16 protein-coding genes are annotated in these 14,613 nt (G+C 66.4%); 6 read left to right on the plus strand and 10 right to left on the minus strand.

Annotation, left to right across the window (positions count from 1 at the left end; translation table 11 throughout):
- Window positions 1–108 precede the first annotated feature (108 nt).
- Together radA and APS40_RS18855 are read right to left on the minus strand one after the other, a co-directional pair.
- Entirely contained in the window at window positions 109–1,497 is a 1,389-nt protein-coding gene (radA, locus tag APS40_RS18850) for a DNA repair protein RadA (RefSeq protein WP_055048518.1), read from the minus strand.
- 303 nt (window positions 1,498–1,800) lie between these two features.
- Window positions 1,801–2,415, minus strand: coding sequence for a 2'-5' RNA ligase family protein (locus APS40_RS18855; RefSeq protein WP_055048519.1), 615 nt, complete (start codon window positions 2,413–2,415; stop codon window positions 1,801–1,803).
- 202 nt (window positions 2,416–2,617) lie between these two features.
- Here APS40_RS18855 and APS40_RS18860 point away from each other — a divergent pair, with 202 nt between their 5' ends.
- Window positions 2,618–3,832, plus strand: a complete 1,215-nt coding sequence (locus tag APS40_RS18860) for an enolase C-terminal domain-like protein (protein ID WP_055048520.1) — start codon at window positions 2,618–2,620, stop codon at window positions 3,830–3,832.
- A 51-nt stretch (window positions 3,833–3,883) separates the two neighbouring features.
- On the opposite strand, the gene APS40_RS18865 is transcribed toward APS40_RS18860, so the two are convergent.
- Window positions 3,884–4,555: a class I SAM-dependent methyltransferase gene (locus tag APS40_RS18865; protein ID WP_055048521.1), complete on the minus strand. Its 672-nt coding sequence runs from the start codon at window positions 4,553–4,555 to the stop codon at window positions 3,884–3,886.
- A 313-nt stretch (window positions 4,556–4,868) separates the two neighbouring features.
- Here APS40_RS18865 and APS40_RS18870 point away from each other — a divergent pair, with 313 nt between their 5' ends.
- On the plus strand, window positions 4,869–5,642 hold the full coding sequence (locus APS40_RS18870) for an SDR family NAD(P)-dependent oxidoreductase (protein WP_055048522.1): 774 nt from the start codon (window positions 4,869–4,871) through the stop codon (window positions 5,640–5,642).
- A gap of 11 nt (window positions 5,643–5,653) precedes the next feature.
- Here APS40_RS18870 and APS40_RS18875 read toward each other — a convergent pair whose 3' ends face one another.
- On the minus strand, window positions 5,654–6,211 hold the full coding sequence (locus APS40_RS18875; RefSeq protein ID WP_055048523.1) for a cytochrome b/b6 domain-containing protein: 558 nt from the start codon (window positions 6,209–6,211) through the stop codon (window positions 5,654–5,656).
- Entirely contained in the window at window positions 6,195–6,458 is a 264-nt protein-coding gene (locus APS40_RS18880; RefSeq protein ID WP_055048524.1) for a PepSY domain-containing protein, read from the minus strand. Before APS40_RS18880 ends, APS40_RS18875 begins: the two co-directional genes overlap by 17 nt.
- A gap of 143 nt (window positions 6,459–6,601) precedes the next feature.
- On the opposite strand from APS40_RS18880, the gene APS40_RS18885 reads away from it, so the two are divergent.
- Both APS40_RS18885 and APS40_RS18890 read left to right on the plus strand, forming a co-directional pair.
- Entirely contained in the window at window positions 6,602–7,261 is a 660-nt protein-coding gene (locus APS40_RS18885) for a response regulator transcription factor (protein ID WP_055048525.1), read from the plus strand.
- Window positions 7,258–8,586 (plus strand): sensor histidine kinase, encoded by a 1,329-nt coding sequence (locus APS40_RS18890; RefSeq protein WP_055048526.1) that lies wholly within the window; start codon window positions 7,258–7,260, stop codon window positions 8,584–8,586. Before APS40_RS18885 ends, APS40_RS18890 begins: the two co-directional genes overlap by 4 nt.
- A 101-nt stretch (window positions 8,587–8,687) precedes the next feature.
- Here the strand turns inward: APS40_RS18890 and APS40_RS18895 are convergent, their stop codons facing one another.
- From APS40_RS18895 to APS40_RS18910, 4 genes are all read right to left on the minus strand, one after another.
- Complete coding sequence (locus tag APS40_RS18895) at window positions 8,688–9,176, minus strand: AAA family ATPase (RefSeq protein ID WP_055048527.1); 489 nt, start codon at window positions 9,174–9,176, stop codon at window positions 8,688–8,690.
- 21 nt (window positions 9,177–9,197) lie between these two features.
- Window positions 9,198–10,337 (minus strand): alanine racemase, encoded by a 1,140-nt coding sequence (gene alr / locus APS40_RS18900; RefSeq protein ID WP_055048528.1) that lies wholly within the window; start codon window positions 10,335–10,337, stop codon window positions 9,198–9,200.
- Between the two features lie 2 nt (window positions 10,338–10,339).
- The gene (locus tag APS40_RS18905) at window positions 10,340–11,830 is read right to left on the minus strand and encodes a replicative DNA helicase (protein ID WP_055048529.1); all 1,491 of its coding nucleotides are present in this window, start codon (window positions 11,828–11,830) and stop codon (window positions 10,340–10,342) included.
- A 194-nt stretch (window positions 11,831–12,024) separates the two neighbouring features.
- Entirely contained in the window at window positions 12,025–12,459 is a 435-nt protein-coding gene (locus APS40_RS18910; protein ID WP_055048530.1) for a MarR family winged helix-turn-helix transcriptional regulator, read from the minus strand.
- Window positions 12,460–12,532: 73 nt separating this feature from the next.
- Between APS40_RS18910 and APS40_RS18915 the strand changes: the two genes are divergently transcribed.
- Both APS40_RS18915 and APS40_RS18920 read left to right on the plus strand, forming a co-directional pair.
- Window positions 12,533–13,066 (plus strand): cytochrome b, encoded by a 534-nt coding sequence (locus APS40_RS18915; protein ID WP_055048531.1) that lies wholly within the window; start codon window positions 12,533–12,535, stop codon window positions 13,064–13,066.
- 113 nt (window positions 13,067–13,179) lie between these two features.
- Complete coding sequence (locus tag APS40_RS18920; protein ID WP_197279364.1) at window positions 13,180–13,869, plus strand: sulfotransferase domain-containing protein; 690 nt, start codon at window positions 13,180–13,182, stop codon at window positions 13,867–13,869.
- Between the two features lie 59 nt (window positions 13,870–13,928).
- On the opposite strand, the gene APS40_RS18925 is transcribed toward APS40_RS18920, so the two are convergent.
- The gene (locus APS40_RS18925) at window positions 13,929–14,612 is read right to left on the minus strand and encodes an outer membrane protein (protein WP_197279365.1); all 684 of its coding nucleotides are present in this window, start codon (window positions 14,610–14,612) and stop codon (window positions 13,929–13,931) included.
- Window position 14,613 lies beyond the last annotated feature (1 nt).

Below are 14,613 nucleotides of genomic sequence, written 5' to 3' on the forward strand. Positions count from 1 at the left end.
TGGGACCTGCTTCAAAGTCCCGTGTAACCATTAATCGTGGCAAAGCCAAGCACGGAGGACGGGCCGCATGGCCGATGTTCACGGAAAGCAGGAAGCGTGGCCAAAGCGCTACTCTGCTGCCTGTCGTTGACCGCGCGCCGCGATGCGTCCGATGAGTTCGGCGACCTCGGCATACTCGCCCACGGCAATGCCGTTCGGCACGTCGCCCTTGCCCAGCCGGCCGGTCACCGCGCCCTGAAAGCCGAGCTTCTGTGCCTCGCGCAGGCGTTGCACCGCATGCGCCACCGGACGCACCCCGCCCGCCAGCGAGATCTCGCCGAAATAGACGTTGGTCGAGGGCAACGGCGAACCGGTGAGCGATGAAATCAGCGCCGCCGCCACGGCGAGATCCGCCGCCGGCTCGTTGATCTTCAGCCCGCCGGCGACATTGAGGTAGATGTCGTTGGCGCCGATCCGCACCCCGCAGCGCGTCTCCAGCACCGCCAGCACCATCGAGAGCCGCGACGAATCCCAGCCGATCACCGCGCGTCGCGGCGTGCCGAGCGGCGAGGGCGAGACCAGCGCCTGCACCTCGCACAGCATCGGGCGGGTGCCCTCCATGCCGGCGAACACGGCGGAGCCGGCGGCGTCCTTGTCGCGCTGGTCGAGGAACAGCGCCGAGGGATTGGCCACCTCGCGCAGCCCCAGTGTCGACATCTCGAACACGCCGATCTCGTCGGTGGCGCCGTAGCGATTCTTCACCCCGCGCAGGATGCGGAAGGTGTGGCTGGCGTCGCCCTCGAAATACAGCACCGCATCGACGAGGTGCTCGACCACGCGCGGCCCGGCGATCTGCCCGTCCTTGGTCACATGGCCGACCAGCACCACCGCAGCGCCGGATTTCTTGGCGAAGCGGGTCAGGGCCTGGGCCGAGGTGCGCACCTGCGTGACGGTTCCGGGCGCGCTCTCGACCCGGTCGGTCCACAGCGTCTGGATCGAATCGATGATCACCAGGTCCGGGGCAGGGCCGTTCTGCAGCGTGGCGAGGATGATCTCGACATTGGTCTCCGACGCCAGCAGCACGGCGCGATCGCCCAAACCCAGCCGCTGCGCCCTCAGCCGGATCTGCGCAATCGCCTCTTCGCCCGAGACATAGACAATGCGCCGGCCGCGTTCGGCGAGCGCCGCGGCGGCCTGTAACAGCAGGGTGGATTTGCCGATGCCCGGATCGCCGCCGATCAGCACCGCCGAACCCATAACGAAGCCGCCGCCGGTCACCCGGTCGAGCTCGCCGATGCCGGTCTCGACCCGTGCCGCGGTTTCCGTTTCACCGGCCAGCGGCTGCAACTCGATCGGCCGTCCGCCTGCCACGGCGGCCTTCGGCCCGGCGCCGACGCCCGAATCCACGATCTCTTCGACGATGGTGTTCCACTCGCCGCAGGCCTCGCACCGTCCCTGCCACTTGCTGGTCGCCGCACCGCAGGCCTGACAGACATAGGAGGTTTTGGTACGCGCCATGAGGATGCCCCTGGAAGTCGACGACAGGTAGCCGAGAATAGGGGTAAAGACAAGAACGAAGAGTGAACAGGCGCCGACCACGGGCACCGGCCCCGTCTCCCCCTTTGCGGGGGAGAAAGCGAAAACTTGGGCTTAGCGCAGCTAAGTCCTTAGTTTTCGCAAGAGGGGGACGTTTGAGCCACCGTGCCCTCCACGTCCCCCCTCTTGGAATTTCTAAGGCTTCGCCAAGAAGCTAAGCCCAAGAAATTCCATTCTCCCCCGCAAAGGGGGAGAGGGGGGTGGTGGTTTTTGCCGCGATCGTGCCTACCGCCGCGGCCATTCCCCGATCACTTCATAGCGTCCCTGGCCATAGAAGCTGCGGACCAGCGCAAATCCCTCGACCCGAAGTGTGGGCGGTCGCGCCAGCACCACCTCGGGCGCGTTGACCCGGTCATAGCAGAGCGTCAGGTGGAACGCTTCGCTCGGCGACGAATGCACCTCGAAGCCGCGCTCCAGCATGCCCCAGCGCAGGAGGCGCGCCAACTCGACCAGCGGCGTGTCCGACCCCGGACGCAGCACCAGGGGTGGCGAGCCGACCTTGCGGCGGAAGCTGCCGAGCCGGGTGAGGGTGATATCGAACGGTTGGAAGCCGATGGCATCGCCGGTCGCCATGGCCAGAGCGAGGTCGTTGCCGCTCAGTTCCTGGTAGAAGCCGACGCCCACCAGGGAGATGTGGAGCGTCGTCGCCGGCAGCAGTTGCGCGGTGATGCCATTGAGGCGCCGCTGCTCATCGACCAACTCCTGCAGGGCGGGCCGGATTCCGCCGCCGACCGGCACGGCGAAGAACACCGGATCACGCCCCTGGCGCGGCGGCACCCGGATGGACTTGAGCGGCCGCGTGTCCTCAGCGAACATCGACAGCTGTGGCAGTTCGGTCATCTCTTTGGTCCTCCGTCGTCTCAGGGACAAACAAGGAACCAGTGAGGCTGAGCGATAGTCAAGAACAAAAAGAGAACAAGCCGCACGGGAAGCGGTGCGCTCGACCTTCGCCCAACTTGCCTCCGGCACCGCCGGTTGCGAAGCTCGACTTCCCACTCCGAACGGCCCGACAGTGGCCGGCAAAAGCTCACATAGGGAAGAGATGACCAAGATCACCGGGATCGAGACGATCCGCACGCGCGCCGACGGCACCTGGCTGTTCGTCAAGGTCCTGACCGACCAACCGGGCCTCTACGGCATCGGCTCGGCCTCCGACCACTATCGCGCCAAGGTGGTAGAGGCGGCGATCGAGAACGTTACGCCGCTGCTGATCGGGCGCGATGTGAGCCGGATCGAGGACATCTGGCAATCGGTCTACACCCAGAGCTACTGGCGCAACGAGGCCATCGGCAACACCGCCCAGGCCGGCATCGACATGGCGCTGTGGGATATCAAGGGCAAGGAGGCCGGCATGCCGGTCTACCAATTGCTCGGCGGCAAGACCCGCAGCGCGGTTGCCGCCTATGCGCACGCGCAGGGCAATTCGCTGACCGAACTCGAGGACGACGTGCGCCGCTACTGGGAGGAGGGCTATACCGTCATCCGCTGCCAGCTCGGCAATTACGGCGGCGGTGGCTTCCTCGATCGCGCCAACGCCCGCGGGCCGAAGGGCCACTGGCCGCAGGACAAGGCCTTCGACGACGACGCGTACCTGCAGGCTATCCCCGAGATGTTCGCGCATCTGCGCGACAAGCTCGGCTGGGGGCCGAAATTCACCCATGACGTGCACGAGCACCTGGCGCCGACCAATGCGGTGCAACTGGCCAAGCTCCTGGAGCCCTACCGGCTGTATTTCCTCGAGGATCTGCTCTCGCCCGAACAGGTCGGCTGGTATCGCCAGGTGCGCCAGCAATGCGCCACGCCGCAGGCGATGGGCGAACTGTTCGTCAACCCCCATGAATACCTGCCCCTGATCACCGAGCGGCTCATCGATTTCGTCCGCGTCCGCATCTCGAAGGGCGGGGGCATCACCCAGGCGCGCAAGATCGCGACGCTCTGCGAATGGTTCGGCGTGCAGACCGCCTGGCAGGAGGGGGGCGACAATGACCCGGTCAACCAGATGGCCGCCATGCATGTCGACCTCGCTTCCACCGCCTTCGGCATCCAGGAGGAGAATCACTTCAAGCCCGAGGAGTATGAACTCTTCCCCGGCCACGCCATCCTCGAGGGGGGCTACCTCTACGGCAACGAGCAGCCCGGCCTCGGGATCGACATCGATGTGAAGAAGGCCGAGGCGCTGCTCGATCCGGACAAGGCGGCGAAATCGCACTACATGGCCGAGGATCGCCGGCGGGACGGTGGCATCGTGCGGCCCTGATCGCCGAGCCCAGGGGCAGCCGCGCTGCCCCTGCTTCGATCGGCCCGCGCGTCAGGCGTAGGCCACCCAGCCGCGAAAGCTTAGCCCGGCGTAGAACAGCGCCACGTTTGAAAATCCTGCTTCGCGCAGCATGGCTTCCTCGTCCTCCGGGGCAAGGATCGAAAGCCGCGTGCCGATCGCTTCGCGCGAACTCTGCAACTGTACCGGGTCGGTTCCGTCGGGCGCGCCGAACGCCACATGCCGTGCGATCCACATCGAACGCTCGGGCTCGGTCTGGGCGAAGCTGATATGGGCCAGCACCAGGGGTGCGCCCGGTTTCAGCCGGCGATGCAGTTGCCGCAGCGTCGCCAACCGCTGCGGGCGCGGGATGAAGTGAAATGTCAGGATCGCAGTCGCCCCGTCGAACGGGCCGGCCGGCGCGTCATCGACATAACCCTCGTGCAGCAGGATTCGCTCGGCGTAGAGAGCGGTCATCTCGGCGGCGAGCCGCAGCATGTCCGCCGACGGATCGACGCCGTCGAACGACCAGCCGGGCTGTGCCTCGGCAAACGCCCTCAGCTCCAGTCCGCCGCCCGCACCCAGCACCAGCACCCGGCCATCGGCCGGGACCCGCTCGGACAGCAGCATGCGCGCCATCCGGTGCAGGCCGTGAAAGCCGGGGACCTGCCGCGGCGGCCCGTCGGCATAGGAGTGGACGGCGGAACCGGAAAATGGCGGGGTCATGGGCCTACCTGCGTTGTGCTCAGACGCCGCAGATGAGCACCGGACCCAGGAACGTCAAGGCGGAGCAGACCTTTGCAAGCGCCATCGATCGGCAGGCGGACGTTGCACGGGCCCCGACGGGACCGCGATCGGCCATCGCATCCGTTTCACTTCATATCGCGAGCGGCGTTCAAGCGGCAGGTCGCCGAGTTTGCCCGGCGCGTGCCCGAGCCTCATGGTGAAACTCCATCGCACCCTCTAGAGTGCCCCTTTGGTGAGGTTGCGGCAGCTTCGCGCCTCGAAGACGCGACAGATCAATGGCTTGGAGTGTTGCATGCGGTTCGAAGGGCAGGCGATCTACGTCACCGGAGCAGGGCACGGCATCGGCCGGGCCACCGCATTGCGCCTCGCGGCCGAAGGCGCTGCGATCGCGGTGTCCGATATCGACGGACCGGCGGCCGAGGCCGTGGCGGCTGAGCTTGCCGCGATGGGCTACAGCGCCTTCGCAACCGCGTGCGATCTCACCGATCGTGCGGCTGTCGATGCTTCGATTGCTGCCGCAGTCGACCGCTTCGGCAAGCTGAACGTCCTCGTCAATACCGCGGGCGGTGATTGGGACGAGCCCGCCCTCGGTGAAATTCCCGACGAGTTGTTCGAGCGCAAACTGAACGTCAACCTCACCAGCGTGTTCCGCTGCGTCCGCGCCGCACTTCCGGCCCTCATTGCTGCCGGGCCCGGCAGCAATGTCGTCAGCATCGGCTCGATCAATGGCGAGTGGGCTTTTGGCGGCTACGCCTATTCCGCAGCCAAGGCCGGCCTCGAGATCCTGACCAAGAACCTGGCGGCCCGCTACGGCAGCCGTGGGATACGGTTCAACCTGATCAGCCCTGGGACCATTCGCACTCGCAACTGGACCGTGCGCCCTGACGATGGCGGCAAGCGCGCCCGCAAGTACCCTCTGGGACGCATCGGTGAGCCTGAAGACATCGCCGCCGCCGTCGCCTTCCTGGCTTCGTCCGACGCGTCCTGGATCACCGGCATCAACCTCCCCGTCGAAGGCGGCATCATGACCGGCGGCCTGCATGACCTGATCATCGACGAGCAATAGGGCGCCATCGCTCACGCCACGTCGTCGCCCTCGGCCTCCCGCTTGTGACCGGTGATCATCGCCAGCGGCAGGTTCTCGCGGTGACGCAGGCTGGCGATCAGCACCCCGGCCAGATGCAGCGCCACCAGCACGAGGATTTGCCGCGCCAGCGCCGCATGCAGCACTTCGATCCATTCGACGCCCCAGAACGTGTCAGTGGTCTGTAGCCAGCCCACCGTCACCTGCGCGGCCACCGTCGCGATCAGCGCCACGACCATCGCACCACCGGCCGGGTTGTGCCCAATATGCCGCCGCTCGGCACCGCGCGCGATATCGCGCAGATAGCCCAACGTGACCTCGGGCCCGCGCACGAAGCTGAGGAACCGGGCATGCCCCGGGCCGAACAGGCCCCAACCGATCCGGATGAGGATCAGAGCGCCCGCCACGTACCCTGCCCATTGATGCAGCCCCTTCGGGTGCCCGGACGTCAGCCAGGCGACTCCGATGCTGGCTGCCAGCCCCCAGTGAAAGACCCGCACCAGCGGGTCCCACACCAGGATCTTGCCGGCCGGCTCAGTCGGCTTCGACATCGAGCATCTTCAGGGTTTCGGGGTCGAACAGGTTCTCCATCCGCTTGCCGTCGGCCTTGGTCGCATAGGCTTCGTAGCAGCCCTTGTCGTCCTTGATCTGCTTGACGGTCCAGCCGTCCTTCTCGAGCTGGGCCTTCAGCGCATCCTTGGGCTGAGCCTTTTCGGCGGGGACATTGCAGACGTCGGCGGCGAAGGCCGGGGCGACCAGCGTTGCGGCGACGAGCGCCAGGGCGAGCATCTTCTTCATTCAGGCTTCCTTTCGTGGCCGGCCCTTCGCCGGCTGCACTGGTCTGCCGTGGTCGGCTTACGCTGTGCTGACGCTGGGAGTGGCCGGGCGTAAGGTTGGTGTCAGGATGTCGTGGCATGCGGGCCCGGATTCGGAGATGCGCGATGCGCCTGCTGCTGGTGGAGGACGACGACATGCTGGGCCAGGCGGTTCGCGACCATCTGGTCGCCAACGGCCACGCGACCGATTGGGTCCGCCGCCTCGACGCGGCGGAAGCCGCCCGTTTCTCGACGCCCTATGACGTGCTTCTGCTCGATCTCAACCTGCCGGATGGGCGCGGGCTCGAGTTCCTGCGGGCGCTGCGACGCCAGGGCGACACCACGCCGGTGATCATCACCACGGCAATGGACCAGCTCAGCATGCGCATCGATGGGCTGAATGCCGGCGCCGATGACTACCTGATCAAGCCGTTCGATCTGGGCGAACTGCTGGCCCGGCTCGGCGCCGTCGGCCGCCGCTATGCCGGCAATCCCAACCCGCTGCTGGTCATCGGCCCGCTCGAGGTCGATGCGCCGCGCCGCGTCGTCACGGTGTCGGGCAGGCCGATCGAGCTTTCGGCCCGGGAATGGGCCGTGCTCGAACGGCTGGCGCAGCATCCGGGAACGCTGGTCTCCAAGGCGCAACTGGAGGATGCGCTGTTCGGCTTCGGCGATGAGGTCGAAAGCAACGCGGTCGAGGTCTATGTCAGCCGCCTGCGCAGGAAGCTGGAGGCCGGCGTGATCCATACGGTGCGTGGTCTCGGCTATCGGCTGGCGCCGCCGTGAGCCGGCCCAGCATCACCCGTCATCTCGTGCTGGTGCTGACCATCGGCGCGACGACCCTGTGGCTGCTTGGCGGCCTCGTCACCATCCTCATTGTCCGCAGCGAACTGGAGCGCACGCTGGACGGCGGGTTGCGTGAAACCGCCGAACGCGTCCTGCCGCTGGCCATTGACGGTCTGACCGACGACACCGATGGCGACGATGATCCGGGCGGTTCGCATCCGGGCCTGCCGGAGTCGGGGCGGGGGGAGTACGTGGTCTACCAGGTGCGTGATGCGCACGGACTGCGCATGCGGTCGCACGACGCACCGGAGGTACCTTTTGCTGCGCCGCTCGTCGAGGGCTTCGTCACGGCCCCGCCATGGCGGATCTACACCACCGGCGATCCGCGCTCCGGCCTGTACATCCAGGTCGCCGAGTCCGAGGAACGGCGGAACGCCGCGCTCTGGGGCAGCGCCGCGGCGCTGCTATTGCCGCTGCTTCTGCTGATCCCCGCATCGATCCTCGGGATTCGCTGGGCGGTCGAGCGCGGCATGCGGCCGTTGCGCCGGCTGGGAAACGAGGTGGCGCGCCGCGACGTCGCCAACCTCGAGCCGGTGGGCGACGCGACCGCGCCGCAGGAACTGCGTCCCATCTCCAGCGCGATCGACGGGCTGCTGCTCAGGTTGCGTGCCGCCTTCGACGCCGAGCGCGCCCTTGCCGCCAACAGCGCGCATGAGTTGCGCACCCCGATCGCCGGCAGCCTGGCCCAGGTCCAGCGGCTGGTCGATGAACTGGCGGGACACCAGGCGCTGGGCCGTGCTCGCCGCGTCGAGGAGTCGCTGCACCGGCTCTCGACCCTCGCCGACAAACTTCTTGAACTGTCGCGCGCCGAGGCCGGGGTGGCACGCCTCGCCGAGCCGATCGACCTGCTGCCGGCTTTGCGGCTGATCGCCGACGAAGCGCAACGCGCGCTCGGGTCGCGGTTCCGCCTAGAGCTCAAGCCCGACGCGCGTCTCATCGCCCGACTCGACCTCGACGCCTTCGGCATCGTCATGCGCAACCTGCTCGAAAACGCCCAGGTGCACGGGCCATCCGGCGGCCCGGTCGAGGTTGCAGTCGGCGCTGGCTTTGTCGAGGTGAGCAATGCCGGGCCGGCCGTTCCCGCTGATCGCCTCGCCGTGCTGGCGCGCCGCTTCGAGCGGGGCAGCGCCGAAACCCCCGGCTCAGGCCTCGGCCTCGCCATTGTCGAGAGCATCACCCGGCAGGTCGGCGGCCGACTCGAGCTGCAGTCACCGCGCTTCGGCCACGCCGACGGGTTCACGGCCCGGATCGTGCTGGGCGGCTAGGGCGCTTCAGGGAAACTGCAGAGGTTTCCGGTTCGAGAACGCCGCCAAGCCACCGACTTGGAGCATGGCACCGATGCAAGGAGCCGGTGAAATGCTCGGGGTCAGCGGTGCAGCACGTTCTCATCCAGCTCGCCGCGGCTGCGCAAGATCCGCTTGGCGCCGCCGAAACCATCCCACAGGCGCTGGTGCGCCTCTCGGGAATTCGCGTTCTGCCGATTGGGATACTCGGCTGCCCAGGCGAGCAGAGCCGCAAACGCCTGGTCGTCCGCCCCCTGGCCACCGCGACGACGGACATTGTCGAGGCATTCTTCGAGCGGCAGGTCGAGGAAGATGAACTCGGTGGTGCGTGGCAGGGCGGCCGGCAGCAGCCAGCCATAGACGCCTTCCATCACCCAGGCACTCTGCATGGAGCGTTCGACCACCTCGTCGAACACCAGCCGCTTGTCGCGCTGCTTTCCGCCATAGGCGCCATCCCAATTGAGATCGTCGAGCTGCACCAGCGGCACATTCAGGCGTTCCGCCAGCCGCTCGCCCAGCCAGGTCTTGCCCGAACCGCTGTTCCCGGTGATCAGGATGCGCACTTCAGCCATCGAGCCTCGATGCCCCCGGGTTCACGCCGCCGGTGGGGCTGCGCTTTCGATGTAGTTGCGCGAGTAGCGGCCCTTGAGGCTGGTCAGCACTTCGTAGCCGATGGTGTTGGCGATATCGGCATGGTCGTCGACGGTGATCTGCTTGCCGATGATCTCGGCCATTTCGCCCGGCACCGGGGGCCGCGGCAGGTCGGTGACGTCGACCCCGATCATGTCCATCGATACCCGGCCGACCACCGGGCAGGGCTGGCCCTGGATCACCACATGCGTGCCGCGGTGGTTGTTGGACGAACTGAGCGAGCGGAAAAAGCCGTCGGCATAGCCGATGGCGACGATGGCGAGGCGGCTGTCGCGCGACATCGTCTGCAGCGCGCCATAACCGACGGTCTCGCCGGTCTTGACGTCCTTGGTCATCAGCACCGGTGCTTCGAGCGTCACCACCGGCGCCATCGGGTTGCGTCGGCCGGCGACGGCCCGCCCGCCGTAGAGCGCGATGCCCGGGCGGACCATCTGGAAATGGTTCTCGCGGTTGCTCATCAGCCCGGCCGAGTTGCTGAGCGACGCCGGGATGCCCGGGAACTGCGCCATCACCGAGGTGAACAGCGCCAGCTGCGTGCGGTTCTTCTCATGCGCCGGGGTATCGGCGCAGGCGAGATGGCTCATGATCATCTGTGGCGCATAGCCGATCGAGTCGATCAGCCGCTTGACGATCGAGGTCTCGTTGAGCCGGAAGCCGAGCCGGTTGATACCGGTGTCGAAATGCAGCGCCGCCGGCAGCGCCTGGTTTGACGCGGCACAGGCCGTGAGCCATTCCTCCAGCATCGGGATCGAGGCGAGGCAGGGCATCAGCCGCTCGCCGACATAGAGCGGTGCGGAGCCCGGATAGAGGCCCGACAGGATGAAGATGTGGCTGTCCTCGGGCAGCGCCGCCCGCACGGCGATGCCCTCGTCGGGCGTTGCCGCGAAGAAGAACCGGGCGCCCGCCTCGTAGAAGGCGTGCGAGGCCTGGGCAATGCCGGTACCATAGGCATCGGCTTTGACCACCGCGCCGGTCAGGGCGCCGCGGCTCACCTTGTCGAGCGCCTGCCAGTTGCGCTTCAACGCGCCCAGGTCGACGGTCAGCCGCCCGCCGTAACCGGTCGCAATGGCCGGTGCCGCCATCACTATTCCATCCTTTCGGGCAGATACTCGGCACGCGCCAGATTGCCGAAGCGCGTGTACTGCGCCTCGAAGCTCAGCTGCACCGTGCCCGTCGGGCCGTGACGCTGCTTGCCGATGATGACTTCGGCCTTGCCGTGCACCTGTTCCATCTCGCCCTGCCACGCCAGGTGTTCCGGCGTACCCTCCTTGGGCTCCTTGTTCTTGAGGTAGTATTCCTCGCGATAGACGAAGAGCACCACGTCGGCGTCCTGTTCGATGGAGCCGGATTCGCGCAGATCCGCAAGCTGGGGATGCTTGTCGTCGCGGTTTTCGACCTGTCGGCTGAGCTGGGAGAGCGCGATGATCGGCACTTCCAGTTCCTTGGCCAGTGCCTTGAGCGTGGTGGTGATCTCGGTCAGTTCCTGCACGCGGTTCTCGCTCGCCTTTTTTGACGAGCCACTCAGCAGTTGCAGGTAGTCGACGATCAGCAGGTCGAGGCCCTTCTGGCGCTTCAGCCGCCGGGCCCGGGCGGCAAGCTGCGCCACCGAAATACCGCCGGTATCGTCGATATAGAGCGGCACCTGGGCCATCAGGTTCGAGGTGTCGACCAGTTTCGAAAACTGGCTCTCGTGGATATTGCCGCGCCGGATGTCGGACGACGAGATCTCCGCCTGCTCGGCGAGAATACGCGTCGCCAGCTGTTCGGCGCTCATTTCGAGGCTGAAAAAACCGACATGGCCGCCATCGACGGTCTTCATGTGTCCATCGGCCTGCACTTCGCCGCGAAAGCTCTTGGCGACGTGGAAGGCGATATTCGTGGCCAGCGACGTCTTGCCCATGGCGGGGCGCGCCGCGAGGATGATCAGGTCCGAGCGCTGCAGCCCGCCCATCAGCCGGTCGAGATCGGTGAGCCCGGTGGCGGTGCCTGAAAGCGTGCCGTCGCGGCCGTAGGCCTCGCCGGCCATCTTGATGGCTTCGGTCAGCGCCTGGCTGAAGCTCTGGAAGCCTCCGTCATAGCGGCCCTTTTCGGCGAGATCGAACAGCGCCTTCTCGGCCTCTTCGATCTGCTTGTTCGCCGTCGCCTCGACATCGGAGTCATAGGCGACCTGCACCATCTCCTCGCCGATCTGGATCAGGTTGCGGCGGATCGCGAGGTCATAGATGGTCTGGCCGTAGTCGGCCGCGTTCAGCACGGTCGTTGCTTCCGCCGCCAGCCGCGCCAGGTATTGCGGCATGGTCATTTCGGCGGTCAGGGCGTCGGCCAGATAGGTCTTGGCGGTGATCGGGGTCGCCGTCTTGCCGGCGCGGATGATCTTGGCCAGCACCTCGTAGATGGTGCGGTGAATGGGCTCGTAGAAATGCTCGGGCACGAGGAAGTCGCTGACCCGATAGAACGCCTCGTTGTTGACGAGGATCGCTCCGAGCAAGGCCTGCTCCGCCTCCACGTTGTGGGGCGCAAGGCGGAAGCCCTTTTCGTCTTCCGGACGCAGGCGATGCACGTTGTTGTCGGCCATGGCGACTCGATACTCCCCCGCTCGTTAAGGTCTGCTTTACCAGCGGCCGTCCCGCCGACGGTCAAAAAATGTGGCGCCGGGGCGACCGAATCGGGCCCTCGTTGCGACGCCTGTGGTTAGTGTTGAAAGCGGGGGAAACCAAGGCGGCACATTTGCAATCGTGCCGTCGTTCGCTCCCCGATTCGCATCGGTCGTCATGCGCCGGCGTCACGCTCCAGCGCGCCGATGATCCGGCGCAGCATGTCGTAGAACAGCTCGCGCTCGGCGGGCTGCAGCGCGTCGGTGGCGATGCTGTTGACCTCAATGGCTGACGCGAAAGCCGCCCGGGCGCGCTCGAGCCCCAGCGGTGTCAGCGACACTTGGGCGCTGCGCCGGTCGTTCGGGTCAGGCGTGCGCAGCACCAGGCCGTCGCGCTCCATGCGGCCGAGCGTGTTCGCCATGGTCGGCTGCTCCACCGCCGCCAGTTGCGCCAGCGCCTTCTGCGTCATCGCTCCGCCGTCCTGCAGGGCGAAGAACACCGGCATGGGCCCGGAATTTCCACCTGCCAGGCGCCGTTCGATGGCGCGCGCAAACAGCCGCGCCGCCCAGTTGGTGAGATAACCGGCCGAGGTCTCGCGAACGTAGCTCATATGCATAGCTTGCTATCTAAATCCATAGTGTGCTATGTAAATCCGAACACGAGCGAAACGCAAGGAGGCCTCGATGTCTGCGAAAAGCACCGCGACGCGCTATGGCAGCGTCGCCATCGCCATTCACTGGCTCAGCGCCTTGCTGATCGTCGCGCTGTTTGCCACCGGCCTGCTGGCGGCAGCGCAGGTCGACCCGGCCGCCAAGCTGGCTTTGCTGCGCGCCCACCTGCCGTTCGGGGCAGGCGCCCTGCTGCTGACGCTGCTGAGGATCGTCTGGTGGCTCGCGATCGACCGGCGCCCGGCTCTCCCGGCCGACCAGCCGGGCTGGCAGCGAGCCATGGCCAAGGTCGTGCACTTGCTGCTCTACGGCATCGTCCTCGTCACTGCTGCGAGCGGTATCGCCACCGTCATCCTGTCGGGTGCGCTGCCCGCCATCCTCGGGTCGGCCACGCTTCCCGACCTCGAAACTGTTCTGCCTCGCGCCGTCCACGGCCTCGCCGCACGGGTGCTGCTGGTGCTGCTGGCGCTGCATATCGGCGCCGCCTTCTATCACCAGTTCATCCGCAAGGATCGGCTGCTGGGTCGGATGGGCATTGGCGCCGCTTAGGCGAGGCGGCCCTGCTGCGGACAAGCCACGACTGCCCGACGCCCCACAGAAGCGCCAAGGCACTTTCCATCGAAGCGATGGACGTTCTAGGCTGCCGCGAGGCAGGGGGGCGCATGGCAGCAAGGGCATTGGTCGCATCGTTTCCGAAGTCCGGGCGGACCTGGCTGCGCGTCATGCTGGATGCCGCCGGGATCGATGCTACCTACTCGCATCTGGGTTGGGGACACCAAGGGGGCCGGCCCGCATCGGCGCTGCGGATCGAACTGGATGCCCGCTTTTCCCGAACCGTCGCGTTGTTCCGCGACCCTCGGGATACGGTGGTATCTGGATACTATCAGACGACCCAGCGATTGAAGAACTACGAGGGGTCGATCTCGGCGTTCATCCGCGAACCCGGACATGGCATCGAGAAAGTCATGGCGTTCAATCTCGGCCTCGCCGGCCTTTGCGTCGGCCGGACCGATTGCCTGATGCTCAGCTACGAGCAACTGCTCGCCGATACCGCGGGCCAGTTATTCCGCGTCGCGGGCTTCCTCGGCCGTGAGCTCGACCCGGCGCTCGCCACCCGGATCGCTGCCGACAATGCTTTCGACAAGATGCAGGCGCGCGAGCGGGCAGGGGAGTATGAGGAGTACGGCCCGGCCTTCGCCCGTCGCGCCGACGCTCCGCCCTCGGCCATGAAGGTGCGGCGGGGGATTGCCGGCGGCTATCGTGACGAACTCTCCGCGCCCGACATCGCCTATGTCGATGCTTTGCTTGCCCGCGAACGGTACTTCGAACGCATGGCTGGGTATCTGGGTTAGTCGCGCACACGAAAAGGCCGGGATCGCTCCCGGCCTTGGTTCAACTACGTCTCGTTGGCTCAGAAGCCGAAGGTAACGCCAGCCTGGACGATGTGGTTGACCGCATCGGTGGTCACGCTCACGCCCGGCGGTATCATCAGGCCGTCAGATTCGGTATCCGCATCGGACAGCACGCGATAGCGGTAGCCGACATCCAGCGCGATGTTATCCGCCACATCGACCTTCACGCCCGCGCCAAGCTGATACAGCAGGCCGCTGGCGGTGATTTCGCCCGGTTGGTCATCGCTGCTCACCACGGTCTTGCCGAAGCCGACGCCACCGCCGATGTACGGCGTGAAGCCGCTGTCGTTGGAGAAATCGTACCAGAGATTGGCGAGCAGGTTGTAGCCGGTGCTCGTGAGCGAAACATCATCCGGCACAGGGTTGCCGCCGACGCTATCTACGTCAGCTTGGATATAGGAAAACTCCACTTCACCACGAAGGTTCTGATGCAGCGTCGTTCCGATAGCGCCACCGAGGATGAAGCCGCCGTCGAGGTCGGTCTCCACAGTGAAGCCAACGCCAGGGGCCACCTCGACGGTCGTATCACCCGAAGCAAACGAGCCGCCGGCAAAGAAAGTGGCATAAAAGCCGTTAGGAACTGCGACATCGGCCACCGGCTCGTTGACCACGAGGTCCGCAGCCATTGCCGAGGTGCCTGAAAGCAGGGCAGCACCGAGCGCAGCAAGAACGAATCTTTTCAAT

Source organism: Devosia sp. A16, assembly GCF_001402915.1.
In the GTDB taxonomy this organism is placed as follows: Bacteria; Pseudomonadota; Alphaproteobacteria; order Rhizobiales; family Devosiaceae; genus Devosia_A.

What these genes read in the sequence shown, in the direction of transcription:
- APS40_RS18895 (WP_055048527.1), bottom strand. Translation starts at nt 9,176, where the DNA reads ATGGCTGAAGTGCGCATCCTGATCACCGGGAACAGCGGTTCGGGCAAG.
- APS40_RS18875 (WP_055048523.1), bottom strand. Translation starts at nt 6,211, where the DNA reads ATGTCGAAGCCGACTGAGCCGGCCGGCAAGATCCTGGTGTGGGACCCG.
- APS40_RS18910 (WP_055048530.1), bottom strand. Translation starts at nt 12,459, where the DNA reads ATGAGCTACGTTCGCGAGACCTCGGCCGGTTATCTCACCAACTGGGCG.
- APS40_RS18905 (WP_055048529.1), bottom strand. Translation starts at nt 11,830, where the DNA reads ATGGCCGACAACAACGTGCATCGCCTGCGTCCGGAAGACGAAAAGGGC.
- APS40_RS18920 (WP_197279364.1), top strand. Translation starts at nt 13,180, where the DNA reads ATGGCAGCAAGGGCATTGGTCGCATCGTTTCCGAAGTCCGGGCGGACC.
- APS40_RS18870 (WP_055048522.1), top strand. Translation starts at nt 4,869, where the DNA reads ATGCGGTTCGAAGGGCAGGCGATCTACGTCACCGGAGCAGGGCACGGC.
- APS40_RS18885 (WP_055048525.1), top strand. Translation starts at nt 6,602, where the DNA reads ATGCGCCTGCTGCTGGTGGAGGACGACGACATGCTGGGCCAGGCGGTT.
- APS40_RS18855 (WP_055048519.1), bottom strand. Translation starts at nt 2,415, where the DNA reads ATGACCGAACTGCCACAGCTGTCGATGTTCGCTGAGGACACGCGGCCG.
- alr (WP_055048528.1), bottom strand. Translation starts at nt 10,337, where the DNA reads ATGGCGGCACCGGCCATTGCGACCGGTTACGGCGGGCGGCTGACCGTC.
- APS40_RS18880 (WP_055048524.1), bottom strand. Translation starts at nt 6,458, where the DNA reads ATGAAGAAGATGCTCGCCCTGGCGCTCGTCGCCGCAACGCTGGTCGCC.
- APS40_RS18865 (WP_055048521.1), bottom strand. Translation starts at nt 4,555, where the DNA reads ATGACCCCGCCATTTTCCGGTTCCGCCGTCCACTCCTATGCCGACGGG.
- APS40_RS18915 (WP_055048531.1), top strand. Translation starts at nt 12,533, where the DNA reads ATGTCTGCGAAAAGCACCGCGACGCGCTATGGCAGCGTCGCCATCGCC.
- APS40_RS18860 (WP_055048520.1), top strand. Translation starts at nt 2,618, where the DNA reads ATGACCAAGATCACCGGGATCGAGACGATCCGCACGCGCGCCGACGGC.
- radA (WP_055048518.1), bottom strand. Translation starts at nt 1,497, where the DNA reads ATGGCGCGTACCAAAACCTCCTATGTCTGTCAGGCCTGCGGTGCGGCG.